The following is a 23,291-nucleotide window of genomic DNA, read 5'->3' on the forward strand; positions in this document are numbered from 1 at the left end:
GGAAGTTGTGAGATAAAGCATTATCATCAGAAAACAGAACAATTTTTTTATTGTTTACAAGGACAATTGGTTATTGAGTTTGAAGATTATGAACAGGTGTTGCAGGAACAGGAAGGAATAACTATTAAAGTAGGGGCAGCTCATAAAGTGAAAAACAGTTCCGGAAATTTGGTTTCTTTTTTGGTGATTTCATCTCCTAATCTATCAGGGGATAGAGTGAACCTGGAGTCCTAAACTGTCTGTTGAATTGATTATCCGCAAAGCAGTAATGGATGATGCTCAACATCTCCACCCTTTAATGGAACAATTGGGCTATCAGCAATCGCCTGATGAGTTGCAAAGAAGACTTGAGCTATTTACTAATGAACTGCATTACGGTGTTCTTCTTGCGGAAATTGCTGGAAAAGTTGTTGGTTGGATTGCTTGGTCTAAGAGTACTCTTTTTGTTTCCGAAACAACAAGATTTCATATTGAAGGCCTTGTGGTCGACCAAGGATATCGTAATCAAGGAATAGGTAAAAAGCTTATGATTACAGTTGAGGAATTTGCCAGGCAGTTTAGTCCCTGTATTGTTGATTTGACATCGGGACTTAGGCGAGCCAAAGAGGGCTCTCATGATTTTTACAAATCACTTGGATATCAGAATGAAGGACATATGGCAAAACTGTATTTAAGGAAAGTACTGTGAACATCAAAGAATTACAATCTGCTTTAAAAATTGAGACAGCAACATTAGATGATTATCCTATCATCCAAAATATGGCACGATTTTATGTATATGAACTCTCTCGTGACTGTGGTTTTATTTCAGATGATTGGGCGTTACCTTCCGATGGCCTGTATGAAAGCTTCGATTTTAAAAATTACTTTGAAGAGCCGACAAGAAAAGCCTTTCTTATCAAGGTAGGCAATGAATTAGCAGGTTTTGTCCTATTAAATCAAGCAGGGATTTACCCTGATACTGTGTGGAATATGGGCGAGTTTTTTATTACTGCTAAGTTTCAAGGCAAAGGTTTAGGTTTTTTGGTTTCCTCTGAACTTTGGAACATGTATCCAGGCTTATGGGAAGTTTCTGTGATTCCGGAAAATAAGCCAGCGCTTAACTTTTGGCGTAAAACTATTTCAAAAATTACAATGGGCAATTTCCAGGAAGAAGTTAAAACAGTCAATTATGATCCACATCAGCTTCAACGAGTTATTTTTCGTTTTGATAGTAGAGCACATGAGAGTAGCGATCCTTCAGAAAGCAAGAAAGAATATCAAATCCAATTTGCTGATGAAATCGATGAGGCCACAGAAAAACGAATGACGAAGGGATTTATTGCCTATGAAGCCCAACATGGTATTGATGTTAATTATCGACGTTTTTCAGTGACCATTTCTTCTGCCCAAGGAGAAGTTGTTGGGGTGATTAATGCCTATACAGCATTTTCTGAAATTTATGTGGATGATATTTGGGTAGACAGTAGTCATCGTGGTAAAGGGTATGGCAAGCAGTTATTGCTTGCTCTAGAGCATCATTTCAAAGGCCAGGGCTTTAATAATATCAATTTAGTGACCAGTGCTTTTCAAGCCCCAGAGTTTTATAAGAAGTGCGGTTTTATAGCAGAATTCACGAGAATCAATAAAAAAAATCCCAAGTTAAGCAAAACATTTTTTGTTAAATTTTTTAATGAAGAATCAGAAACACAAGGCATTCTTAAGGCGGCTCATAGTGAATAGAAGTCAACTAGAAACAATCTGTAAAAAATTAAAAATGAGCCCACCTTGTGACTTGCCGCAAAGAGTTTACGGCGGTCTTCTACATAAAATGTGGTATTTGGAATGCAATGACTCGCAATTTGCTGTAAAACAGCTCAATCGAAGGATTCAGTTGACTGAAGAAATTAAATCCCAATATGAATTGACAGAAGAAATAGCCTTTCAATTTTCCAAATATACGATACCTGCAATTCATGCTCTAAAAATAGAAAATAATTATTTAATCCTTTCAGAAGATGAAGCTTTTCTTGTTTATCCTTGGATAACAGCAAAAGCATTAGATAAAGACGCTATATCTGAGATGCATGCACTTAAAATAGCCACTCTCTTGGCTAAAATTCATTGCATTAATCTTGATGTTCCCCAGCTAAGCACTCAAGAATTTGATATTCATCCCAATGAAAAAATTAGTGTGTTAATAGACCAGTCAGCAAGCCAAAATTTGGTGTTTAAGGAGCAATTAATAAGTAATCAACGAATTATAATTGAGCTTAACGACCTCTATCAAAAAGCTGTACCTATTTTACAAAGTAGCAGTGTAGTAAGCCATGGTGATCTGGATCAGAAAAATGTTTTATGGGATAAAAATAATGCTTCGTTTCTTATCGATTGGGAGTCGGCGCGAAAACTTAACCCCACTTATGAAATAGTCAATTGTGCTCTTGATTGGAGTGGAATTACTACCACGCTGTTTCAGAAGCCTTTATTTATAAAAATGCTAAAAACATACGCGTCTTCTGGAATAACAATAAATCAGGATCATTTGGAAGCCGTCTTTTATGGTGTACTTGGTAATTGGATCAATTGGCTGGTGTATAACATAGAGCGTTCTTTTAGCTCTGATAAAGAGCAACAGGCTATTGGTATTGAACAGGTTCTTCAGGTTTTGCCTACTATTATTCAAGTCAAAGTGAGCATTATGGAATTAACTGAATTAGTAACACGTGAATTAAGAATAACCTTTTAACTTTATTCAACTTTGATTACCATATCGCACGAAATTAAACTTAAGTTTCAAGGAATGCTTCATGACGAACATTAACAATAATAAAGCAGCATTAGTGACCGGAGCCAGCCATGGAATTGGTCTTGAACTCGCTAAAATTCTTTTAGGTGACGGTTGGGTTGTTTATGGAACAGGACGGGATGTGAGCAGCTTAGAGGACACTAAAGCGCTATTTCCTCGTTTTGTTCCCATTCAATCGGATTTTACCCGCAATAGTGATATTGAACAGGTTGCAAAAATTATTCATGAATCTGGAATACCACTTCATCTTTTAGTTCAAAATGCAGGAATGAAAAGCCCTCCACGTCCATTAACTGAATATGATTGTGACAGTATTGACGAAGTTTTTCAGGTTAATTTATTAGCTCCAATGAAACTAACGGCACTTCTTGCGGTACGGATGCCTGAGAAGTCTCGGATTTTATTTGTTACATCAAGGGCAGCCACTTTGAAACTTAAAGAAAGTTCAACATACTGTGCCAGTAAAGCGGGTTTGGATGAAGTAACTGCTATTGTGAGAAAAGAGTTAACCGAGAAAAATATTGGGGTGTCTTGTATTATTCCAGGAGAAGTGGATACAAGAATTCAAAAAATTTTAAGAGAAACGACTTCATTTCATTTACATAAAATGTTTGATGAGGCTTATCAGTCCGGTCAATTAATAAGTCCAGAAACGTGCTCGGAATTCCTTAAATGGTTTCTTTGCTGCTTATCTTTTGATGAGTTTAAGCAAAGCAATATGCCCGTTTCCATCTATGAAGAATGGCATCATCCATTTTGGCTTAGAGATAGAAATCAGCTACCTCCTTTTCCTTTCTAATTTATGAGCATACACAATAGTTCCGCCAAAAATAACTCACCTTTTACAGCAGGCCAGTATGTTATCTATCTCAAATAATATCAGTTATAAAATAATGGTAATTTGCGATTATTTGTCGCCATATGCTATAATATACTTTATACATTAACGAGGGAGATAAACATGGCTCAATCAGTACGATTATCAGATACGTTAGTTAAACAAGCCAAAGCTGTTGGTGAAGTAATGTCTCGCTCTGGGGCTGGGCAAATTGAACACTGGGCTAAAATAGGAAAAATTGCAGAAGAAAATCCTGATTTATCTTATGAGTTTATTAGGGATAGTTTGCTTGCAAAAGCAGAAATAGATAATGGATTGGTTGATGATTATGAATTTGATCGTTAAGCAATCTAACTCGTTTATGAAAACCGTAAAAAAATTACCGAAACAGCATAAAGCTATCCTCGATGAGGAGGTCAGGAAATTAGTTAACAATCCTGATCTCGGAGAACGTAAAAAAGGCGACTTGGATTTTTTAAGGGTTCATAAATTCAAATTGTCAAACCAGGGAGTGTTATTAGGCTACATGTATGAAGAAGATGAAATCATATTAACCTTGCTTAAATTAGGATCTCATGAAAACTTTTACCGCGATATCACAAATAATGTAACCTATTGAAAATAATGAATTAGAGTTTTTTCATATTATTCAACAGTCAGGTTTTCTTTTCTCTTATTATAAATCAGAGGGATAGGTTGTTATCTATATTGCATTTAATGTAATGTTTCTTGATGAAGAATTTGTTGGAGCCATGTCAATGGAATGGGATATAGAATATACGAATGAATTCGAACTTTGGTTGGCAAAACTCACAAAAAAAGAACAGATTGCTGTGACAACTATAGTAAATTTGCTGAAGTCCTATGGACCAAACCATAAAATTCCTGCTTCGATTTGCTTAAATAGTTCAAAACTCAAGCATATGCGTGAATTACATATAGAGTATGCAGGAAGCCCATATCAAATCTTTTATGTCTTTGATCTAACGCGTTTTGCGATTTTACTTTTAAGCGGTAATAAAATAGGAGAGGAAGTTTGCTGAAAGCAAAAGATTTGGAACTATTCCCCACTTGTATTTTTCGTTGATAACGTTTACTCGCTATTGGAATTGATGGAAATAATTAAATGAGTGAAATATGATTAAGCTAATGAAATCAAAAAAAATTGCTTTTGAGAGGTAGTTAGAAACAAAAAGCTGTGCTGGTGGCAAGTATTTTTCAAAAGATTATTTTAACGGATGATAAAAGCCAATGAATACCTCTCAAAATTATAAAAAGGACACTAAAACCATTCTAGAAGCAGTTCCAGATTTGTACCTTATCTTATCGCCTCAATTGAATATTGTTGGTGCTAGTGACGTTTATCTAAAAACCATGATGGTAAAGCGAGAGGAAATCCTAGGTCGATATCTTTTTGATGTCATTCCCGATGATACTTCGGCAACCAGAGTAAAAAATTTACGCTATTCATTGGAACGTGTATTAAAAGATAAGACTTGTGATGCAATGGCAATTCAAAAGTATGATGTTAGGCGTTCCGCTTCATTAGATGGTGATTTTGAAGAAAGGTATTGGAGACTACTTAATTGTCCGGTTTTGGATAAAGAAAATCAGGTTCAATATATTATCCATCGCATGGAAGATATCACTGAGTTTATTCGTCTTCAGAAATCTTATGACTTACAATTAAACATTATAAAAAAATTGCAACGTGGCAAAGGGATATCTGGGGCTGAAAAATTAAAAGAAATTAACGATATTCAAAAGGTTAATAAGAAATTACAAGAAGGGGATAATTATAATGCTGCTTTTTTAGCAGCTATTCCTGATGCAATGATTTTAGTGAATCAAGAAGGAAAAATTGAATTTAGTAATAATCAGGCAGAGGACATGTTTGGTTATACAAAAGAAGAGCTATTAGGACAGCTGGTAGAAAAATTGATGCCTGAAAAAGCGGCCAAGATTCATCCACAACATCGTGATAATTATTTTAAATCACCACGTGTACGTCCTATGGGACTTGGCATGGAGCTTCAAGGAAAACGTAAAAATGGAGAAATATTTAGCGTTGAAATTAGCTTAAGTCCTTTGCAAACAACTAAAGGATTAGCCGCTATTGCCACCATCCGCGATGTGACTCTACGAGTGGAGCAAAACCAGCTATTACAACAAAACGAAAAGTCACTTAGGGAATTGTATGAAACGCTTGAAAAAGAAAAATTACAACTTGAATCCATCAATCAAAAGATGTTTACAATAACGCAATTAAGTGAAACTTTTCTTGCCTGTAATACGATTGAGGAAATACTCGAGTCCTTTTCATCATTTGCTCATAAAATTCTTGATTTTTCTGATGGTGCATTATACCTCATGCATAATTCACGCAACTATCTGGAGAAAAAAATTATATGGGGAGATTTAGATCATTATCCGGCGATTTTTTCCTCTAATGAATGTTGGGCTTTAAGGCGAGGATGCATTCATGAAGTCAGTGAACTGCAACCTGGGGTTTTATGTCAGCATATCAAAGAAATGAAGCAAGCACAGCAAGCATCTTTGTGTATCCCTTTAATGGCACAAAATGAAATACTTGGTTTGTTATTTATCTATAAAAGTATGGAAAAATCGAACACTTTGATTCCTGTGGTTGCAGAAACCATTTCGTTAGCCATTGCAAACATCAGATTGAAAGAATTGCTTCACTCTCAATCCATTCGTGATCCACTGACAGGTTTATTAAATCGTCGCTTTCTCGATGAATATATAGTCAAGCAAATAGGACAAGCAAAACGTAACAAAACGTCCATAGTATTTATCATGGTTGACGTGGATAACTTCAAAAGAGTCAATGATAACTTTGGTCATGAAACAGGAGATTATGTATTATCTCGATTAGGTAATTTAATTCCATCATTGGTTCGCGAAGGTGATTTGGCCTGTCGCTATGGCGGGGAAGAATTTTTATTTGTTTTACCCAATTTCGACGCGAATAGTGCAAAAGCATGTGGTGAAAACATTCGAAATAAAGTGAATGAAATGCGAATCGTCATTGATGGATCTGTTTCTAATATCACCATATCACTTGGAATTTCAGTTTTCCCAAATGATGGTACTTCTTCAAAGGAATTGATTGACGCTGCTGATCAAGCCTTATATACGGCTAAGAAACACGGTAAAAATAGGACCGTACTTTTTTCTGAACTGAATGACTAACTGTTTGGATCTGATTATCAATATTATATGCAGCCAAACGGTCATCAAATCTAATTATTTATCTAACGTTAGGAACAGAAACTACTGTGTATATGAATATCATGAGTAATCAGAATTTTTAATTAATAATCAATTGATTCGCTTGAAGTTTTTCATGGCGCTTGGAAAATGGCAACAAAGTACATCTGTGAAATATAAAAATAATTAGCCACTCTGTATTTTGTCTTTTTATGTTTTTATTTTACGTGCCACCCCAGTTTTAATGGCAGCTTCTTTAACCGCTTGAGCGACCCTTTTTACCACGCTCGTATCAAATACGCTGGGAACAATATAATTGCAACTTAAATACTGTTCTTCTATAGAATTTGCTATCGCATACGCTGCAGCAAGCTTCATTTCTTCATTAATCTGGGTCGCCATACAATCAAGCGCTCCCCTGAAAATACCTGGAAAACAGAGCACATTATTAATTTGATTTGGGTAGTCACTTCGCCCTGTTGCTACAATGGCAGCGTATTTTTTTGCATCTTCAGGCATTATTTCAGGGATAGGATTCGCCATGGCAAAAACAATCGCATCTTTATTCATTTTTTTTATGTCTTTGGCAACAATTACACCGGGTTTTGAAACGCCTATAAAAACATCTGCACCTTTTATTACTTCATGCACTGTGCCCTTTTCAAGATTGGGGTTTGTATGTTCCGCATACCATTGATGCGCTGAATGTAATCCTGATTTACCAGCATAAAGCACCCCATCACAATCACATCCGATAATATTTTTTACACCTAAGTTAAGTAACATTTTGGTACACGCTGTACCGGCTGCACCAATACCTACTACAACCACTTTAATGTCCTCAAGTTTCTTCTTAACCAATTTTAATGCGTTAATCATTGCAGCAGCGAGCACCACTGCTGTGCCATGTTGATCATCGTGAAATACTGGAATATTCAGCTCTTTCTTGAGTCGTTCCTCCACTTCAAAACAACGAGGAGCTGAAATATCTTCTAAATTAATCCCACCGAATACCGGCGCAATGTGCTTAATGGTTGCAACGATTTCATCCACATTTTGGGTAGCCAAACAAATAGGAAATGCATCAACATTGGCAAATTCTTTAAACAATAATGCCTTCCCTTCCATAACTGGAATAGCAGCATATGGCCCCATATCGCCCAAACCTAATACCGCAGTTCCGTCAGAAACTACTGCGACCATATTTTTTTTAATGGTTAGGTTAAATACATCTTCAGGTTTTTTATAAATTGAAGTACAAATTCGTGCAACACCTGGTGTATAGACGATTGACAAGTCATCTCGTGTCTTTAATGGAATACGACCTTGTATTTCAATTTTTCCACCCAAATGTGCTAGAAAAGTGCGATCGGATACTTGAATCACTTCTATATTAGGAATCGTATGCAATACATCAACGATTATGTCTGCATGTTTCGGGCCGCATGTGTAAATGGTAATGTCACGTATCTGGGCATCTGCTTCAATACGAACAGTATCAATCGCACCAATTTGCCCACCCTCTTTTTCGATAGCAGCTGCTAATTTGCCGAAAGTTCTGGGAGAATTTTTTATGCGAATTCGCATGGTAATGCTATTCGAAGCGGAACATTTTTGAATCTTCATAACAACTCCGTGCTCCATGTTTCAGAACAAATCTCGATCTTTTTTCTTTAAGAGATTTAAATATAGATGTTTTTTATTAACACCTTATTACTGATATAACTTAAGAAAACCGTATTGACTCTGTTCCGATTTGTATACACCACATATTACTTTTATTTGAAATTCACTGCTTCCTGAATATGATTACCAATAATTACGCTCTGTGTATACCGCCCTTTTTTAGTTTCATAGACACTTGCTCTTGCAGAATGTATCTCCGTTATGTTACTCCTTACTTTGATCATCAAGCCATTTTTTAGTTCGCTTTTGCCACGCTACATAGCATTCTTGCCCACAAAAATACTTGATATAATCTTCACCTTCAGAAGACATGGCAGCTGATTTAGGAATCAGTTTAAGGCATGTATAGCAGCCTTCTGTGTCACACTCTCCTTTGCCAAATTCTTCAAAAGAGGTCATGAAACACAATGGCTTTCTCTCTACTGCTTCATGAGACATTCCGGTATATTTATCCATATACCCTAAGGCTAACGCGCCTATAATTTCTTGATCATCAGATATAGAAATCAGTTGTCGTGTTGCTGTTTCATCCAGTGTCACCCAACAACAACCAACCCCAAGACTCCATGCCACCAACCACATATTTTGCATTGCAGCAGCACCGCTAAATAGATGTTGTTTGTGTTGAAGTAACCAATCGTCGATTTCAACTACTTTGTTGACGGTTACAATAATTAAAATTGGTGCTTTAGATAAAAAGCTGGCGTGTTTCGCAGCAGCAGCCAGATGCTTAAGGCGCTCTTTATTTCGGATTAAAGTAAAGTGCCATGGCTGACAATTGAGAGGACTCGGCGCATATCGTCCTGCTTCGAGTATTTTTTCAAGTGTTTGCTTATCCAGTTCTTTGAGGGCAAAACTTCGTACAGCCCGTCTGCTTTTAATCAACTCAAACATGTCCATGTTAATACATCCATCAAATACTAAAGTAATATTTTAAATATAGTTAATACGGTCATCCAAAGCAATGGTCATGAATAAGCAGATAATCTTATAGGAATGCATCACTAAAAATAGCTTTAGAAGGAACACCTGCAAGAAATGCAACATATCAAATAGCCATTTTTCAGGATTGTAATAATAGCATTTGCCAAAGGGACCTCTTAGTCTGATTTGAGTGCCCATTATGGAAGTTTCTTGCAACCATTGACTTATCGCTATCTCGTAAAGCTTAATATGTAATTCAATATAACCATCTTGGCTTGGAATATTAGCTGGAATAACTTCGAGCTTAAACTTTAGTATGTTCACAACACTCATCAAGCATAGTATCTTGTTCCTTAAATGCTTTATAAGCTTTTAAGGCCCACATTTCACCAACACAGCCTCCCATAGTGCTGACCACAGCCAATACCTCGCCAAGTTCCTCCTCACGCGTACCCAGTGTTTTGGCTTGTAAGGCATAATAAGTTAAACAAGGCTCGCAACGAGCATTAATACCACAAACCATAGCAATCAATGTTTTGATTTTCGCAGATAATACTCTATCTTTAAAACTTGTTGCCTCAGTTGTTGAATAGCCTGGGTTGTGCCGAGGTTTATCTTTGAAAAATCTTTCATCAAGCTTAATGCTGGATCGATTTGTAAGAGATTTTTGCTATCCATAATTGCCTCCTCAGTTATGGTCAATTTTTTGTGATAAGAATCATTTATTCCATAACACCATGGCATTTTAAATTAATCGTTGGTAACCCACCACCATTTCCTATTCTTCTTTCTTACTATACCCCCAAAAAATGGCGTTTCAAAGCTGCTTGGATAGTTCCATTCGTCTCAACTTTTTTTCAACTACTTGGCTATAATACATAATAATTAACTTAAAAATTGAGAAGAAAACATATGATACCCTCTACTACAGTAGAAAAAACCATACTTTTGCTTTTAATTTGCATCTCTTTTTTGGTGAGTTCCTGTGTCTCGTTTGTTCCTCAGGATGACGCAAAAAATAATACGCCAGTGAAGAGACAATTTAGTGGATATCATCCTCATGGACACGGGCATGGACATCATTAGAAATCACGTGCTAGCCGTAATTATTAAGACAATGTATACTACCAATTACTCTGAGCAACAATCCATCGTGTCATACAATACAACATGAATCACAGCATCAAAATGTAAAGATCGAGACCGCTGTATTTATGGAAGATTGGCACTAGATGATAGGCAAATGTTCTACTCTACCTGGAAAACAATTATCTAACTTACATACATTAATAATAAAAGGAATTTATTTTGATGCACATTCTTTATTTCAACATAGAAGATAATTAGTTATGAAAAAAATATTCTTTCCAATGATTTTTTTTCTAACACTACAAGTAGTTGTAGGCTGTGTTCCTAGATCGTTAGAACCAGATGCAGTGAAGGTGGTGATTATCTATGGTCAAAATACTAAAATGCCTAAACCATGTAAGCCTTTAGGTAAAATATCAAATAGAGATGTACACGGCAGAAAACTTCAATTCTCACTTGGTTTGGAACAAAATCTAAAAATAGATGACATTAATTTTCTTAAAAATGAAGGAGCCAAATTAGGAGCAAATGTTGTTGTGTTTGAAGAACATCAAACATTAATAGAGAGACATCACGCTCTCCCTGGTCGAACTACTGACATCAGCATGCATGTTATTTATGCGAAAACGTATCAATGTCCTTCCAATTTAATAAATAAAATGCAAAAGCAGTTGAACGGAGTTCATAATGTATATAAGAATCCGGTGGTCATTAAAATTATTAATTAGGGTATTGATTTGGTTTCTAAACTTTGCAAGCGTTCCTGAGCTTGAGGATATCCTTGCGCAGCCGATTTTCGAAGCCATTTTAGAGCTTCTGTATCATTTTGTGGGACCGCTTCACCGTCATGATAGATTGCAGCAAGGGCGAATTGGGCCTGAGGCATTCCCTGATTCGCCGCTAGACGGAACCATTTTACAGCCTCCGTGCTATTCTGAGCTACCCCTTTGCCATTAAGGAACCCTGTGCCTACATTATATTGAGCCACCGCATCTCCTTGTTTCGCAGCCAGAAGAAGCCATTTCATCGCCTCAAATTGATTTTGCAAAACATTATTTCCCGTTGCATACATGACGCCGAGCGTCCGTTGAGCCATGAGATCACCATGTTCACCCGCTTTACGAAACCACTTGACTGCTTCAGTATCATTTTGGCTCACACCCCTCCCTGTTACATACATGATTGCTAGATTATATTGAGCTACCGGATCTTCTTTTTCAGCGGCCTTGCGAAACCATTTAATGGCTTCGGTATCATTTTGTTGTACTCCTCTAGCTCCTAAATACATAATACCAAGGCTTCGCTCAGCTTCTGGCAATCCTTGTTCGGCTGCCTTCTGAATCCATTTCACCGCTTCGCTATCATTTTTCTGGATACCCATGCCTTCTTTATACATAACACCAAGATTTAATTGCGACACTGCATCATTTTTCTCAGCGGCTTTACGAAACCATTGAACCGCCTTGCTATGATTTTGCGGAACACCTTTTCCCGCTGCATACACTAAACCAAGATTGCGCTGCGCCATAGTATCGTCTTGTTTTGCTGCTTTACGAAACCACTGTACGGCTGCAGAATCATTTTGTGATACGCCTTTGCCAGTCATATAATCGATGCCACGATTATTCCATGCTGCGGGACCTTTACCTATCACGGCATAGTTTTCTATATGCTCTTTAATGTTAGGGTAATTTCCCACACCAACCACAACAACAATAAGTACGATTAAAAGTAATAGGACGCGTCGTGAAGGCATATATACCAATCCTTGTTAAAAGTTGTTAATAGGAATCTAAAATATCAAACCCATCACAATTTATTTTTCCACTAGAATCATCTTTGAAATAAAATGACATCAGTTCTTTCCGTTCTTCCACTTCGCACAATTTTTTTATTTTTATAAACTAGTTATTTCAATTTTTAAGGGATATATTTTTATGGATAAATTTTTTTCTTCCTCATCCAGACCCAATAGGGTAAAGTATTCTTGAGTCAATTACCTAAATAATTCGGAATGCGATCCTGTTCTTGTTAACTCCAACAATTCCACAGCATTATTATTTGTTATACGATAAATTAATAACCAATCAGGCGTTATGTGGCATTCTCTATAGCCTTTATAATCTCCTACCAAAGCATGATCACGATTTTTTTGAGGTAGTGGTTCTTGGCGCTGCAGTTTTTCAATAACATCATCAATTAACTTTCGATTTTTTCCTTGCTTCGCTACTCTTTTTAAGTCTTTTTTAAACTGGGTACTTGAACAAAGTTTTAATACATTAACCATTGTCTATTTCATTCCACAAATCTTTCATAGAATCATAGGTTTTTACCTTGCCTGAATCGAGCTCTTTCATCGCTGCTATAGTTTCTTCATTAGGTAACTTAAGTTCAAAAGGTATTCCTCTAACATGAACGATTTGCGCATAGAATGCATTAATTGCCTGAGATGTATTTAATCCTAATTGATGCAATATTTTTTCGGCATCATGCTTTAATGTTGGATCAATTCTAGCGTGGATTGATGCTGCTCTACCCATAATAAACTCCAATTTGTTTTCTTATATCTAATGTAGCACATTGGCTACATAATCGCAACACAAACGCACGGCATGATTAAAAATGGATTAGCATCATATCAATTGAGTACACCCTCGTAGACTAATTTAAATAAAATGACTAAAAGACAGGCAATTGATAAATTTAAAATCATTCACCCTATTTGGACAATATTTCAACATTAACCGCCATCTCCCCAAGAACAAAATATTCCCTTTAGAAGTTTACACCGTTGGGTTAATCAATATAGAACAATGGATTAAAAGGGTTAGAGCAAAAAGCGCGTGGAGATAAGGGACCATATCGGCTCAATTTTTTCAACTGCTTGGTTATTATATATATAACTAACTTAAAAATTGAGAAGAAAACATATGAGACTATTTACCGTAGTAGAAAAACTAATACCTTTGCTTTTAATTTGCATCTCTTTTTTGGTGAGTTCCTGTGTCTCGTTTGTTCCTCAGGATGATGCAAAAAATAACACGCTAGTGAAGAGACAATTTAGTGGATATCATCCTTATGGACACGGGCATGGACATCACTAGAAATCACGTAATAAGCCGTAATTATTAAGACAATGCATTCTGCCCATTTTACTTGACGAAAGAAGCACCATTGTGTAGTGCAATACGATATAAATCAAAGCAGCAGCAAAAATATGCTTGCTGTGTTTATTGAAAGTTAACACAGGTTTCACCGGTAAGGGACTGTTTCACTCTACCTGGAGAGCGAATTATCCAACTCCCAACAGCATGCATTCATTAATAAGAAAAAGGGTTGCTATTCCTGATGCACATCTCCCTTGCTGAAACAAATAAACAACACTCATAGAAATTCAACAAGCACCCTTTCTTGAACTTGGTTAATCATATGGCAAGGCAAGTTATTATATTCTGTTGATAATAAAGCCTTATTTTCAGAGACAATAGAGCAATAATTATTTATTTAACGATCTCGACTTCTTCTGCCTGTTGTCCTTTCGGTCCTTTACCCGCTTTAAACAGAACGGTTGCTCCTTCATGAAGTGTTTTAAAGCCACTACTCTGTATCGCACTGAAATGTACAAAATAATCCTTGCCACTGCTTTCAATAAAACCAAAGCCTTTGCCTTCATTAAACCATTTTACTTTGCCGCGAATCTTATCTGCCATTTTTGTTTTTTCCTGACAATTTGAGTGTTCTATAGTTTCATGCGGCATAGTACCCTTGTCAATAGCCAATATTTTAAACCTACCAATAGATTTAAATCCCAACAATAGTCTGCATCACTGATTAGATGATTCAACTACAGGTTAAAGAAAAATCCACGAATCACTCTTGATGACATGAAAAAAACCTAGAAATGGAAGATTAAAACGAATATAACTTTATATATAAATGCTGAAACATACCAGGAGAAAAAAATGGGTGTTGTTCATGATTTAAAGCAGGAAAAAAATGTGCCTGTTGTCATAGCCAATCACCACGGCTTAATAACCTAAGCTAATCCAGTTTTTGAAAATGTATTCGAATGGAAATTAACCGAAATTAAAGACAAGCCCATTGCCATTATTATACCGCCTCGCTTTCATGATGCCCATAATCTGGGTTTTTCACGTTTTCTTTCAACGGGTCAGCCTACTCTCTTAGGCACACCTCTTAAGCTCTCTGCCGTTACAAAAAAAGGGAAAGAGTTCAATGCAATACATACCATTTTTGCAGAACAAATTGAAAATCAATGGATTTTTGGAGCAACAATATCTCCTACTGATAAAGGAAACTAAATCATGGAACAGGTGGATGAATTAATTAACCCATTGAGACATACCTTGAGTAAAATGGAGTTAGCATTAGGCACTATTAATGAAGCCATTATATGGACTGATGAAACAGGACTAGTTCAATGGTGTAACAAAACATTTGACCATTTGATCAATAGGCGCCATATCGAAATATTAGGGAGTAATATTTCTCAGCTTCTACCATTAAAAAATAAACATAAGCTCTCTTGGAAAAAACTTTTAAAAACTGCAATAACAGATGACAGTACTCATGAAATCTATAAATACCATCGTAATGCTAACGAATTTTTTTTAGAAATGAGAACCAGCCGCTTAATATTAGATAATAAGACAACGATTATTATTGTATTAAAAAACGTCACAACAGAGCAGCACTATTTGAGTGAACTACTCAAGAAAGAAAAACTATTACGAAAGCAATCAGACCTTTTAGCGAGAGATAAAGAGTATGTGGATAATATCATTCGCTCCATGAGTAACATGCTTATTGTAGTTGATCAAAATGGGATTATTACTACAGTCAACCAAGCCACTTCGTCGATGTTAGGGTACAAAATGGACGAGTTATTAGGTAAGAATTTTAGTGTTATTTTTTCTGACAAGAATTATCAATTTTTAAACAGAATTATCTCGTCTAAATCACTTGCTAATTTAGAAGCCAATTGCAAGACAAAAAATGGACATATTAAACCGGTATTACTTTCTGGCTCGGTCATGTTTGACACCGATGGTAACCTCTCAGCCATAGTAACCATTGCTCAAGATATCAGCGAGCGAAAAGAAATGGAACAGCGACTTCTTTACCTGTCTACCCATGATAGTTTAACCGGCTTACCTAATCGTGCGGTATTTGAAGATGCATTAGAGGCAGCGGTTCAACGTGTAAAACGTACTCATCAGAATATGGCGCTACTTTATATTGATCTGGATTATTTTAAAATGGTTAATGATACTTTCGGACATAGAATAGGTGACTTGTTGTTAGTGGCAGTTTCTGAATTCTTAAGAAATTCGATACGCAAGGATGACCTTGCACTGCGTTTAGGTGGTGATGAGTTTGCAATTATTCTTAACGGGTTAAACTCCACGAACAGTGTTTATAAGATTGTAGAAAATATACAGCGCAATATTGCTAACAAATATACATTAGAAGGAAATGAGGTGTCCATTACTGCAAGTATTGGTATTGCTTTTTATCGTACAATAGACGAATTCCCGACGTGTGATCTGAAAAAAAATGCAGATCTCGCAATGTATAAAGCAAAAGAATTAGGTCGTAATACCTATCAAGAGTATGATCTCATCTGATAATCACATTATCATGTTATTGCTAAAAACTCCCTCTTCTTTTTGAAACAAAAGGATTAGAGCGCTCAGAATGATTATGTATTGATCGCTTTGTTTTTGCAACTTATGTTTTTGCTTTGGTCAAGCAAACTTGGAATACAGTTTCATTTTTTTTAAAATTTTACGATCACAACAATAATCAAATGCATCACTAAAACAAGACGGTAGTACTTTGTTGATGTTACATGGTATAGTTTTATGACGTCCACTTAGGATATACACAAGATTTTTGCACCTGTAGGATTTATAAAATTACGGATGATATGAATTTATGAACGCTTTTCTCTTAAGCATTTCTTTTATCATTGGATTAATTATTCCGACGTGTTCTACAGCACAAACTCCTGATGTGCATGCTCAACATCACGCCCAACCTAGCCAAGGCTCAAGCACGCAAAGTGGGATGGGTGCAACGACGAGCTCTCCTAATGAACATGCCCAACATCACGCAGGCGGCTCAGGTGGGATGGGGGAAATGTGTAAAATGAAGGGCTGGCCCCAAAACAACTGTTCCCCACAATGATGCAAGAGCCTCTAACCCTAGAAATGTATGAGAATGCAAAACGCTTAGCCGATGAACGGGTCAATCAAGGCAACCAGTTACTCACTGCAGAGGTAGAAAAACTAAGGCTTGCCACTCAAAAACAAGATGCTGAGGCGATGGAGCAAGCGAATGAACAGATATGGCGTGCCCAAGCCATGATTCAAAGCGGGCTTACCGCACAACGTTCGTTAGCGGAAAAGAAAAACATCCAAGGTACTGCGCTGCAATGGCTTAGAAAAGAAATGAATCTACCTGCTGTTGAAGTCCAACCGCAGTCAAACGGTTTCTTTGGCCTGTCATGGTTTCACATCATCACGATGATGCTTTTTGCTTTATTCACTTTTTCCATGATTTGGATGTATTTCCAAAAATTGAAACGTGTGAATGTGTTACTGGCTCGATTATCAGGAAGTACCACAGAACCAGGTGTCTCTGCGGGACCTGCGTTTTTGCCAACAACCATTACTCCTCCCGTCGAGCCAATTCCTGTAAATGCAGTAATTGCACCTACCAAATCCAATGCATGGACAGGTCACTTACAAGTAGCGGGCATTTTTGTGGAAACGCCCACCGTGAAAACCTTTCGTCTTGTGGACCCTGCAAGCGGTAAGCTTCCCTTTAATTATCTGCCCGGTCAATTTATCACGGTGACCCTAAACTTAAATAATATTCCGGTGAAACGCTCCTATACCATTGCTTCATCCCCCACACTAAGGGATTGCTGTGAAATCACTGTAAAACATGAAGAGAAAGGAACCGTATCCCACTATTTGCACACCCAGGTTCATGAAAATGACGTGCTGCAATGTACCGGTCCTTCGGGTAGATTCACGTTTACAGGACAAGAAGCACAAAGTATTGTGCTCATCGCCGGTGGTGTGGGTATCACGCCCATGATGAGTGTCATTCGTTATTTGACCGACCGCTCGTGGAAAGGGGACATCTTTTTCTTTTTCTGCTGTAAGGATGAAGAAAACATTATTTTTGCAGAAGAAATCGAGTATTTACGCAAACGCTTTCCTAATCTGCATGTGTTTCTTGTTCTTGATAACTTAAGTGAACCCACAAAAAATCAATTCATTCAAGGACCTCTTACCAAAGACCTTTTGACTCGCTTTGTTCCTGAATTCATCACACACCGCATTCATCTTTGTGGCCCACCACCCATGATGAATGCGGTGAAGACGATGCTTGATGCATTACAGGTACCTAAAGAAAACATCATCGTTGAAATTTTTGCTGGAGTATTGCCGCCTAAAACAGAACCCCAACTGCCTGAAGAGGCTGGAAAAACCGCCGTGGTTACTTTTGCGAAAGCAAATAAAACAGCGGTACTCACACCCCAAAAAACAATTCTTGAAGCTTCCGAGGATGTAGGCGTCAATATTGAGTATTCATGTCGGATCGGTATTTGTGGCCTCTGTAAGACAAAACTACTTAAAGGAAAAGTCACCATGGATGTTGAGGACGGACTCACCGACGAAGATAAAAAACAAAACATCATTCTCGCCTGCCAAGCCAAGGCATGCGAGGATGTTGTGGTGGATGCATAATCATGAAACAGGAACGAACAATTGTCACTGGTTTGTTTTTGCTGCTCCTCATTTTGTGGTTGGGGTTTTTAGTCCATCGGGCACCCACTTTTCCAGGAAGCTTCATTGGCGGCATCCTCGCCATCACCGCCGCATCACTTTTAGTGATTCCATCGTTACTGTATTCAGCAGTGAAACGTATTCCTCAATTTAAAGAAACAATAAGCAAACACGTTTCATTGGGAGCGCTCTTAACAGCGCATGTGTATACCGGCATTCTAGGGGCAATCATTGCCATACTGCACACGGGGCACCGTTTTGAAAGCAGTATTGGGATTTGGCTTACAACACTGATGATGCTCACCGTATTGAGTGGTTTTATTGGACGGTATTTCCTTGCTTACTCATCTCATGAATTGCATGAGAAAAAGGAGATGCTGAATGTATTGGCTTATGAATACAATAAAATGGTTAATCAATTAGCACAACAGCCTAATGCAGAGTTAACTTTTGCGGCGACACGCAATTTTTTAAGTCGCACAGCACACGGTTTTTTTGTGCCCGAAGAAACGTTTCTAGAAGTAAAAGCCCCCCCCTTCTCTTCGTGCAATGGGACTTGTCGAATCCATTGCGGATGTTGAATACGCCATCAAAATGCATGAAGCACTCAAGCGTAAAACAAGGTATTGGCTTTATTGTCATCTTGTCACTTCATGCGCATTTTATTTAGTACTCACGATGCATATTTGGACAGAAATCGATTATGGAATTATTTGGCTTAAATGAAGAAAATTATTGTTATCCTTAGCCTCGTGCTTTTAGTTACAGCGTCCTTTTATTTTGTCCGTTCGAAAACAGGGCAAGGTATGGTCATGCCCGGTGCATTGTCTGAAGCACATGCCGAGCTTTCCCAAAATTGCTCTGCCTGCCATACCCCCATTAAGGGGGTTGATGATGCCAAGTGCATCAGCTGCCATGCTTACGATAAGAAGTTGCTGCAAAGACAACCCACCGCGTTTCATGGCTTTATTGGACATTGCTCTTCCTGTCATGTGGAGCATCAAGGTCTTAATGCCAACTTAAACACGATGGATCATGAAGCCTTAATACACATTGTTGAAGAATTCCTCGACGAAAAGACATTAAACCAATTTCCAAGTCATGCAAATGATCCACTTGTATCCGCTGATGAATCAAAATTAGACTGTCTGACGTGTCATGGAACAAAAGATAAGCACTTTGGTTTATTTGGGCCAAATTGTGCCCAATGTCATGCGACAACCCAATGGGGTATTCCTGATTTCAAGCATCCCTCAGTACATTCCCAAGACTGTGCACAGTGTCATCAAGCACCACCCAGTCATTACATGGAGCATTTTCAAATGATGGATCAAAAAATAGCCCATGAGGAAAATGCAAATGTAACGCAATGTTATTTATGTCATCAAACAACCTCATTTAATGACATCAAGGGGGTTGGTTTTTGTAAACATCATTGACACGTATCTGCGTTCCTCATCGTACAGGCAAAGCTATCCACCATATAGGTAATCAAAGAGAAGTGAGAGCTGATGATCGCGGATTTGTGTATAAGAATCCAAAGTAGCTGTAATTGAGTTACTGTATGCATGCTCCAGTTCTTTAAACCCATTGTTCGCATCAACCGGTTGACGATTGGCTTGAACCCAACTGGCTAATAGTGGCAGCATGACCATTGGCATGCTGATACGCTCTGAAAACAGATAATTTTTTAACCGCATGGGGTGAAGCCACTTCAAGTAACCAAGGCCTAATCCAGCTTTCATAAAAAACCTGGTTAAGTTCTGAGACCTTTTCTACGTTTTCAAATGCCTTGGGTGCATCATGATATTTTTGATAAAGATCTTCAACACGACGCTTTTGGCCTGGTGTGTACGTTCATTTTTTTCTCTTGAAATATACTTTGATCTTGGATTATTAATGATCTGACTACCTAGACGTAAAGATTGGCAATAGACTATGATGAATAATAACTAACCGATATGATTTTTAATCATAATGGAGAAATATCATGTGTCGGTTCATTGCATATATTGGAAATTCACTTGTATTGGATGAAGTACTATTTAAACCTATGAATTCGTTAATTAAGCAAAGTATTCATGCGCGTGAAATGAAAGAACCATTAAATGGGGATGGATTCGGCCTTGGTTGGTATACGCCAGAAATTGATTCCGAACCAGCGTTATACCGTTCAATACAACCCGCGTGGAATGATCAAAATTTAAAATATCTTGCCAGAAAAATACAATCAAATTGCTTTTTTGCTCACGTTCGATCTGCTAGCTGCGGCGGAGTTTCCCAAGATAATTGTCACCCATTTCATTACAAACAATTTCTTTTTATGCATAACGGCGATATTGGAGGATTTGGCAAGATAAAGCGATATCTTCGACGCAAATTATCAGATAAGTTTTATGATTTTATCCAAGGTCAAACAGACTCCGAACATTTTTTTGCATTATTTTTAGATAATTTTCAAAAGAAACAAATATCTTTTGAAGCCAATACTGTAGCTAGTGTGTTAGCGGATACCATTCAAGAAATGGAAGACTTTAAGAAAAAATATGGTGCAATCGAAGATTCATTTATTAATGCAGCAATAACGGATGGCAAGAATATGGTGGTTGTGCGATATATCTCAAATCCAAAAGATACACCACTGAGTTTGTATTACGCTATAGGCGTTCAATATGAATGTATAAAAGGGGATTGTCACATACATTCAGGAAATAACCAAAATAAGAGTATTTTAATTGTATCGGAACGTTTAACTGATTCTCAATGTAAATGGCATGAAATACCTCTTAACCATATGTTATTAGTACAAAACGGTCTCGTCACTACACTTAGACCACTAAGAATAGATGCATAAAATGCAAATAGAGGTTCGGGGTGAGTAGAACAGCCAGATCACTCCAACCGAACCCTCCTCAGAACCGGACTTGCGGAACTATCGCATCCGGCTCCCGATAGATCAGTGCCCTACACATGTTCAGCGAGTAGGAAACATCGATATAGTTTTCCCAGCTTTTGGGAACCCTATTGCTTTAAGCATCAAATTGAAACGCGCCCAACTCATTGAGTGACGCCTACCTTTCCGATTTAACCATTTGAAGATAATACGCATGCAATATTTTCTGAAAACATCTATTCTACGCTCATTATCAGAGACGTTGTGGTAATTGATCCAGCCTTTCACGACACGCATTACTGTTTTCAGGATTTCTCCTGTGTGCTTCGTGTTCAGATTCTTCCAGAGAAATTCACGTAGCCCTTTGAGTTTAGCCGTAAAGCGGTCACGACGACTTGTAAGTTTCAGTCGCCAAAACCCATTTCTGGCTTGTCCCCAATAGCATGTGAAGCCTAAGAAATTAAATGTTGGTAAGCGGTTACCTTGCTTATGTGCTCTCTGTGCTGCTCCAAGTCCAGCTGGAATAAGCTGTGATTTTTCCGCATGCATTTCCAGCCCATATTTAGCTAGTCGTTTGGGTAGTACATTATAGAAGCGTTTTGCCTCTTCTGGTCGTTCAAATGTGTACACCATATCATCAGCGTATCTGATTAACTCTGCTCTGCCACGAAAGTGAGATTTTCTGATTGTTTCAAACCATTCATCTATGACGTAGTGCAGGTAGATATTAGCCATTGTTGTTGAAATAATCGATCCTTGCGGGCATCCGCAAGTATTCTTTATTTCTTTGTTTCCCTCCATAATGGGTGCAGTTATCAAGACTTCTATGAGTCTCAGAAAACGTTGGTCTGATATTTTCTTACGTAATAGCTCCATCATTACCGAGTGCGGTATTGAATTGAAATATTTTCGTATGTCGATTTCGACTATTGCACCGTTCATATTGGGAAATGTTGATGACATGAGCGCTTTTAAAGCATCATGACAATTTTTCCCAGGTCTGAAACCATAGGAGCAAGGTAGAAACAACGGCTCATAAATCTTGGTTAAAAGTACGCTGACGGCTGATTGAACCAGCTTATCTTCTACGCACGATATGGCCAATGGGCGCGTGCTTCCGTCTTCTTTAGGTATTTCAGTAATCCTTGACGGCTTTGGTTTGTAGGTTCCACGGCGAATACGTTTGATAAGAGCATTGATGTTCTCACCTAAATTTTCACCATAGGCCACTTTTGTCACTTTATCGATGCCAATAGCCTTCTTTCCATCCAGCCGTTGGTATTGTTCCACAAGCATATCAGCATTTATCACGTGTCCTATATTGTTAAATATGATACTCGAGTTGTTCGCTGATATCTCGCCTATGCGCTCTAGTTTCGTTAACCATGATTTTCTGTCGTTGCTGTGTACAGTCATTGTTTCTCTTTCACGCTCGATCTATCTGCCAGCCCTTCACTCCACAGACATTACCCTGCTTCATCATTAATATGGCTGACTCCGACTTCCATTAGCACGTTTCAGGAGCCTTGTGTTTTGCACTTGTGCACCTAATACTTCCATCCTTGAAGGAGCTAATGGATCTCACAAGTTTCGACATCCATCTCTACAAACTCGCCCACGCCTACAACCCCGGCCCTTGGTCATGGTTCGTCACCAGTATAATCTTGCCATGTCCTGTTGCCTGCCACGTCCCGAAACGTGTCGGCTCGTTGCGACCAGTCATTTTTCAGGGCTACAGCGTTCACCTTTCGATTTGGGCTCGAATGTTTCGCTGTCTACGCTTCGTCCCCATTGTTGCCGCAGGGCACGCAAGACTCGCTACATAGTGGTGCTGGCTACACCTTCTATGACGGGACTTTCACCCGCAAGATGGATACGACTTTCTTGTCGCACCCGGGATCCTGACGAAAAGGACCGTTTCATATTTATTTTTATTAGACCTCTTTCCAAACCTCAATTTTTGCACTCGTAGTTATAAATACCAGCGATCAAATTAAACCTCAATCCGAATCGTTTTCT

The 23,291-nt window shown here is 37.9% G+C and carries 29 protein-coding genes; 18 read left to right on the plus strand and 11 right to left on the minus strand.

Annotated features, from left to right (window positions below; genetic code table 11):
* The 9 genes from Lani_RS12255 to Lani_RS12295 all read left to right on the plus strand — a co-directional run.
* Positions 1–234: cupin domain-containing protein (locus Lani_RS12255; RefSeq protein WP_156415162.1), on the plus strand; the 234-nt coding region annotated here is incomplete at its 5' end.
* A 34-nt stretch (positions 235–268) separates the two neighbouring features.
* A complete protein-coding gene (locus tag Lani_RS12260; protein ID WP_058388584.1) occupies positions 269–688 on the plus strand; it encodes a GNAT family N-acetyltransferase in 420 nt (139 codons plus the stop codon).
* On the plus strand, positions 685–1,722 hold the full coding sequence (locus tag Lani_RS12265; protein ID WP_058388565.1) for a GNAT family N-acetyltransferase: 1,038 nt from the start codon (positions 685–687) through the stop codon (positions 1,720–1,722). Before Lani_RS12260 ends, Lani_RS12265 begins: the two co-directional genes overlap by 4 nt.
* The gene (locus Lani_RS12270; RefSeq protein ID WP_058388566.1) at positions 1,715–2,728 is read left to right on the plus strand and encodes an aminoglycoside phosphotransferase family protein; all 1,014 of its coding nucleotides are present in this window, start codon (positions 1,715–1,717) and stop codon (positions 2,726–2,728) included. The genes Lani_RS12265 and Lani_RS12270 overlap by 8 nt, the downstream gene beginning before the upstream one ends.
* A gap of 61 nt (positions 2,729–2,789) precedes the next feature.
* Positions 2,790–3,587 carry an SDR family oxidoreductase gene (locus Lani_RS12275; protein WP_082654121.1) on the plus strand — a complete coding sequence of 266 codons (798 nt, stop codon included), beginning with the start codon at positions 2,790–2,792 and terminating at the stop codon, positions 3,585–3,587.
* A gap of 162 nt (positions 3,588–3,749) precedes the next feature.
* Positions 3,750–3,971, plus strand: a complete 222-nt coding sequence (locus Lani_RS12280; protein ID WP_058388567.1) for a ParD-like family protein — start codon at positions 3,750–3,752, stop codon at positions 3,969–3,971.
* Between the two features lie 16 nt (positions 3,972–3,987).
* Positions 3,988–4,245 carry a type II toxin-antitoxin system RelE/ParE family toxin gene (locus tag Lani_RS12285; protein WP_238585185.1) on the plus strand — a complete coding sequence of 86 codons (258 nt, stop codon included), beginning with the start codon at positions 3,988–3,990 and terminating at the stop codon, positions 4,243–4,245.
* A gap of 103 nt (positions 4,246–4,348) precedes the next feature.
* Positions 4,349–4,669, plus strand: coding sequence for a type II toxin-antitoxin system RelE/ParE family toxin (locus tag Lani_RS12290; protein WP_058388569.1), 321 nt, complete (start codon positions 4,349–4,351; stop codon positions 4,667–4,669).
* 208 nt (positions 4,670–4,877) lie between these two features.
* Positions 4,878–6,839, plus strand: a complete 1,962-nt coding sequence (locus Lani_RS12295; RefSeq protein ID WP_058388570.1) for a sensor domain-containing diguanylate cyclase — start codon at positions 4,878–4,880, stop codon at positions 6,837–6,839.
* A gap of 228 nt (positions 6,840–7,067) precedes the next feature.
* Here Lani_RS12295 and Lani_RS12300 read toward each other — a convergent pair whose 3' ends face one another.
* The 5 genes from Lani_RS12300 to Lani_RS20640 form a co-directional block, all read right to left on the minus strand.
* The gene (locus Lani_RS12300) at positions 7,068–8,483 is read right to left on the minus strand and encodes an NAD-dependent malic enzyme (protein ID WP_058388571.1); all 1,416 of its coding nucleotides are present in this window, start codon (positions 8,481–8,483) and stop codon (positions 7,068–7,070) included.
* 264 nt (positions 8,484–8,747) lie between these two features.
* Positions 8,748–9,443 (minus strand): DUF3330 domain-containing protein, encoded by a 696-nt coding sequence (locus Lani_RS12305; RefSeq protein ID WP_058388572.1) that lies wholly within the window; start codon positions 9,441–9,443, stop codon positions 8,748–8,750.
* A 33-nt stretch (positions 9,444–9,476) separates the two neighbouring features.
* Positions 9,477–9,791: an FAD-binding oxidoreductase gene (locus Lani_RS12310; protein WP_161496361.1), complete on the minus strand. Its 315-nt coding sequence runs from the start codon at positions 9,789–9,791 to the stop codon at positions 9,477–9,479.
* Positions 9,772–9,990 carry a carboxymuconolactone decarboxylase family protein gene (locus tag Lani_RS20635; RefSeq protein ID WP_238585186.1) on the minus strand — a complete coding sequence of 73 codons (219 nt, stop codon included), beginning with the start codon at positions 9,988–9,990 and terminating at the stop codon, positions 9,772–9,774. Before Lani_RS20635 ends, Lani_RS12310 begins: the two co-directional genes overlap by 20 nt.
* A 5-nt stretch (positions 9,991–9,995) precedes the next feature.
* Positions 9,996–10,145, minus strand: coding sequence for a hypothetical protein (locus tag Lani_RS20640; RefSeq protein WP_202972316.1), 150 nt, complete (start codon positions 10,143–10,145; stop codon positions 9,996–9,998).
* A 234-nt stretch (positions 10,146–10,379) separates the two neighbouring features.
* On the opposite strand from Lani_RS20640, the gene Lani_RS20485 reads away from it, so the two are divergent.
* Both Lani_RS20485 and Lani_RS12320 read left to right on the plus strand, forming a co-directional pair.
* Complete coding sequence (locus Lani_RS20485) at positions 10,380–10,553, plus strand: hypothetical protein (RefSeq protein WP_167344753.1); 174 nt, start codon at positions 10,380–10,382, stop codon at positions 10,551–10,553.
* A 263-nt stretch (positions 10,554–10,816) separates the two neighbouring features.
* Complete coding sequence (locus Lani_RS12320; protein ID WP_058388574.1) at positions 10,817–11,284, plus strand: DUF4156 domain-containing protein; 468 nt, start codon at positions 10,817–10,819, stop codon at positions 11,282–11,284.
* On the opposite strand, the gene Lani_RS12325 is transcribed toward Lani_RS12320, so the two are convergent.
* The 3 genes from Lani_RS12325 to Lani_RS12335 form a co-directional block, all read right to left on the minus strand.
* Positions 11,281–12,312 (minus strand): SEL1-like repeat protein, encoded by a 1,032-nt coding sequence (locus Lani_RS12325; RefSeq protein ID WP_058388575.1) that lies wholly within the window; start codon positions 12,310–12,312, stop codon positions 11,281–11,283. The two genes, Lani_RS12320 and Lani_RS12325, sit on opposite strands and share 4 nt — an antisense overlap.
* A 240-nt stretch (positions 12,313–12,552) precedes the next feature.
* Positions 12,553–12,843: a type II toxin-antitoxin system YafQ family toxin gene (locus Lani_RS12330; RefSeq protein ID WP_058388576.1), complete on the minus strand. Its 291-nt coding sequence runs from the start codon at positions 12,841–12,843 to the stop codon at positions 12,553–12,555.
* On the minus strand, positions 12,836–13,096 hold the full coding sequence (locus tag Lani_RS12335) for a type II toxin-antitoxin system RelB/DinJ family antitoxin (RefSeq protein ID WP_058388577.1): 261 nt from the start codon (positions 13,094–13,096) through the stop codon (positions 12,836–12,838). The genes Lani_RS12330 and Lani_RS12335 overlap by 8 nt, the downstream gene beginning before the upstream one ends.
* Positions 13,097–13,486: 390 nt before the next feature.
* Here Lani_RS12335 and Lani_RS20490 point away from each other — a divergent pair, with 390 nt between their 5' ends.
* Positions 13,487–13,660 carry a hypothetical protein gene (locus Lani_RS20490; RefSeq protein WP_167344754.1) on the plus strand — a complete coding sequence of 58 codons (174 nt, stop codon included), beginning with the start codon at positions 13,487–13,489 and terminating at the stop codon, positions 13,658–13,660.
* A gap of 396 nt (positions 13,661–14,056) precedes the next feature.
* On the opposite strand, the gene Lani_RS12340 is transcribed toward Lani_RS20490, so the two are convergent.
* Positions 14,057–14,266, minus strand: a complete 210-nt coding sequence (locus Lani_RS12340; RefSeq protein ID WP_058388586.1) for a cold-shock protein — start codon at positions 14,264–14,266, stop codon at positions 14,057–14,059.
* A 615-nt stretch (positions 14,267–14,881) separates the two neighbouring features.
* Between Lani_RS12340 and Lani_RS12345 the strand changes: the two genes are divergently transcribed.
* From Lani_RS12345 to Lani_RS20400, 5 genes are all read left to right on the plus strand, one after another.
* Positions 14,882–16,204, plus strand: coding sequence for a sensor domain-containing protein (locus tag Lani_RS12345; RefSeq protein WP_058388578.1), 1,323 nt, complete (start codon positions 14,882–14,884; stop codon positions 16,202–16,204).
* 310 nt (positions 16,205–16,514) lie between these two features.
* Positions 16,515–16,766 carry a hypothetical protein gene (locus Lani_RS19780; protein ID WP_058388579.1) on the plus strand — a complete coding sequence of 84 codons (252 nt, stop codon included), beginning with the start codon at positions 16,515–16,517 and terminating at the stop codon, positions 16,764–16,766.
* Positions 16,763–18,340: a 2Fe-2S iron-sulfur cluster-binding protein gene (locus Lani_RS12355; RefSeq protein WP_058388580.1), complete on the plus strand. Its 1,578-nt coding sequence runs from the start codon at positions 16,763–16,765 to the stop codon at positions 18,338–18,340. Before Lani_RS19780 ends, Lani_RS12355 begins: the two co-directional genes overlap by 4 nt.
* A gap of 2 nt (positions 18,341–18,342) precedes the next feature.
* Positions 18,343–18,960, plus strand: a complete 618-nt coding sequence (locus Lani_RS12360; RefSeq protein ID WP_058388581.1) for a hypothetical protein — start codon at positions 18,343–18,345, stop codon at positions 18,958–18,960.
* A gap of 141 nt (positions 18,961–19,101) precedes the next feature.
* Positions 19,102–19,818 carry a multiheme c-type cytochrome gene (locus tag Lani_RS20400; RefSeq protein WP_058388582.1) on the plus strand — a complete coding sequence of 239 codons (717 nt, stop codon included), beginning with the start codon at positions 19,102–19,104 and terminating at the stop codon, positions 19,816–19,818.
* A 33-nt stretch (positions 19,819–19,851) separates the two neighbouring features.
* Here the strand turns inward: Lani_RS20400 and Lani_RS12370 are convergent, their stop codons facing one another.
* A complete protein-coding gene (locus Lani_RS12370) occupies positions 19,852–20,124 on the minus strand; it encodes a DUF3141 domain-containing protein (protein ID WP_058388583.1) in 273 nt (90 codons plus the stop codon).
* A 245-nt stretch (positions 20,125–20,369) separates the two neighbouring features.
* Here Lani_RS12370 and Lani_RS12375 point away from each other — a divergent pair, with 245 nt between their 5' ends.
* On the plus strand, positions 20,370–21,233 hold the full coding sequence (locus Lani_RS12375; RefSeq protein ID WP_019233340.1) for a class II glutamine amidotransferase: 864 nt from the start codon (positions 20,370–20,372) through the stop codon (positions 21,231–21,233).
* A gap of 120 nt (positions 21,234–21,353) precedes the next feature.
* On the opposite strand, the gene ltrA is transcribed toward Lani_RS12375, so the two are convergent.
* Positions 21,354–22,688 (minus strand): group II intron reverse transcriptase/maturase, encoded by a 1,335-nt coding sequence (ltrA, locus tag Lani_RS12380; RefSeq protein ID WP_019233341.1) that lies wholly within the window; start codon positions 22,686–22,688, stop codon positions 21,354–21,356.
* Positions 22,689–23,291: the final 603 nt, after the last annotated feature.

Source organism: Legionella anisa (assembly GCF_001467525.1).
In the GTDB taxonomy this organism is placed as follows: domain Bacteria; phylum Pseudomonadota; class Gammaproteobacteria; order Legionellales; family Legionellaceae; genus Legionella; species Legionella anisa.

What these genes read in the sequence shown, in the direction of transcription:
- Lani_RS12260 (WP_058388584.1), top strand. Translation starts at nt 269, where the DNA reads ATGGATGATGCTCAACATCTCCACCCTTTAATGGAACAATTGGGCTAT.
- Lani_RS12275 (WP_082654121.1), top strand. Translation starts at nt 2,790, where the DNA reads ATGACGAACATTAACAATAATAAAGCAGCATTAGTGACCGGAGCCAGC.
- Lani_RS12280 (WP_058388567.1), top strand. Translation starts at nt 3,750, where the DNA reads ATGGCTCAATCAGTACGATTATCAGATACGTTAGTTAAACAAGCCAAA.
- Lani_RS12285 (WP_238585185.1), top strand. Translation starts at nt 3,988, where the DNA reads ATGAAAACCGTAAAAAAATTACCGAAACAGCATAAAGCTATCCTCGAT.
- Lani_RS12290 (WP_058388569.1), top strand. Translation starts at nt 4,349, where the DNA reads ATGTTTCTTGATGAAGAATTTGTTGGAGCCATGTCAATGGAATGGGAT.
- Lani_RS12295 (WP_058388570.1), top strand. Translation starts at nt 4,878, where the DNA reads ATGAATACCTCTCAAAATTATAAAAAGGACACTAAAACCATTCTAGAA.
- Lani_RS12300 (WP_058388571.1), bottom strand. Translation starts at nt 8,483, where the DNA reads ATGAAGATTCAAAAATGTTCCGCTTCGAATAGCATTACCATGCGAATT.
- Lani_RS12305 (WP_058388572.1), bottom strand. Translation starts at nt 9,443, where the DNA reads ATGGACATGTTTGAGTTGATTAAAAGCAGACGGGCTGTACGAAGTTTT.
- Lani_RS20635 (WP_238585186.1), bottom strand. Translation starts at nt 9,990, where the DNA reads ATGGTTTGTGGTATTAATGCTCGTTGCGAGCCTTGTTTAACTTATTAT.
- Lani_RS20640 (WP_202972316.1), bottom strand. Translation starts at nt 10,145, where the DNA reads ATGGATAGCAAAAATCTCTTACAAATCGATCCAGCATTAAGCTTGATG.
- Lani_RS20485 (WP_167344753.1), top strand. Translation starts at nt 10,380, where the DNA reads ATGATACCCTCTACTACAGTAGAAAAAACCATACTTTTGCTTTTAATT.
- Lani_RS12320 (WP_058388574.1), top strand. Translation starts at nt 10,817, where the DNA reads ATGAAAAAAATATTCTTTCCAATGATTTTTTTTCTAACACTACAAGTA.
- Lani_RS12325 (WP_058388575.1), bottom strand. Translation starts at nt 12,312, where the DNA reads ATGCCTTCACGACGCGTCCTATTACTTTTAATCGTACTTATTGTTGTT.
- Lani_RS12330 (WP_058388576.1), bottom strand. Translation starts at nt 12,843, where the DNA reads ATGGTTAATGTATTAAAACTTTGTTCAAGTACCCAGTTTAAAAAAGAC.
- Lani_RS12335 (WP_058388577.1), bottom strand. Translation starts at nt 13,096, where the DNA reads ATGGGTAGAGCAGCATCAATCCACGCTAGAATTGATCCAACATTAAAG.
- Lani_RS20490 (WP_167344754.1), top strand. Translation starts at nt 13,487, where the DNA reads ATGAGACTATTTACCGTAGTAGAAAAACTAATACCTTTGCTTTTAATT.
- Lani_RS12340 (WP_058388586.1), bottom strand. Translation starts at nt 14,266, where the DNA reads ATGGCAGATAAGATTCGCGGCAAAGTAAAATGGTTTAATGAAGGCAAA.
- Lani_RS12345 (WP_058388578.1), top strand. Translation starts at nt 14,882, where the DNA reads ATGGAACAGGTGGATGAATTAATTAACCCATTGAGACATACCTTGAGT.
- Lani_RS19780 (WP_058388579.1), top strand. Translation starts at nt 16,515, where the DNA reads ATGAACGCTTTTCTCTTAAGCATTTCTTTTATCATTGGATTAATTATT.
- Lani_RS12355 (WP_058388580.1), top strand. Translation starts at nt 16,763, where the DNA reads ATGATGCAAGAGCCTCTAACCCTAGAAATGTATGAGAATGCAAAACGC.
- Lani_RS12360 (WP_058388581.1), top strand. Translation starts at nt 18,343, where the DNA reads ATGAAACAGGAACGAACAATTGTCACTGGTTTGTTTTTGCTGCTCCTC.
- Lani_RS20400 (WP_058388582.1), top strand. Translation starts at nt 19,102, where the DNA reads ATGAAGAAAATTATTGTTATCCTTAGCCTCGTGCTTTTAGTTACAGCG.
- Lani_RS12370 (WP_058388583.1), bottom strand. Translation starts at nt 20,124, where the DNA reads ATGAAAGCTGGATTAGGCCTTGGTTACTTGAAGTGGCTTCACCCCATG.
- Lani_RS12375 (WP_019233340.1), top strand. Translation starts at nt 20,370, where the DNA reads ATGTGTCGGTTCATTGCATATATTGGAAATTCACTTGTATTGGATGAA.
- ltrA (WP_019233341.1), bottom strand. Translation starts at nt 22,688, where the DNA reads ATGACTGTACACAGCAACGACAGAAAATCATGGTTAACGAAACTAGAG.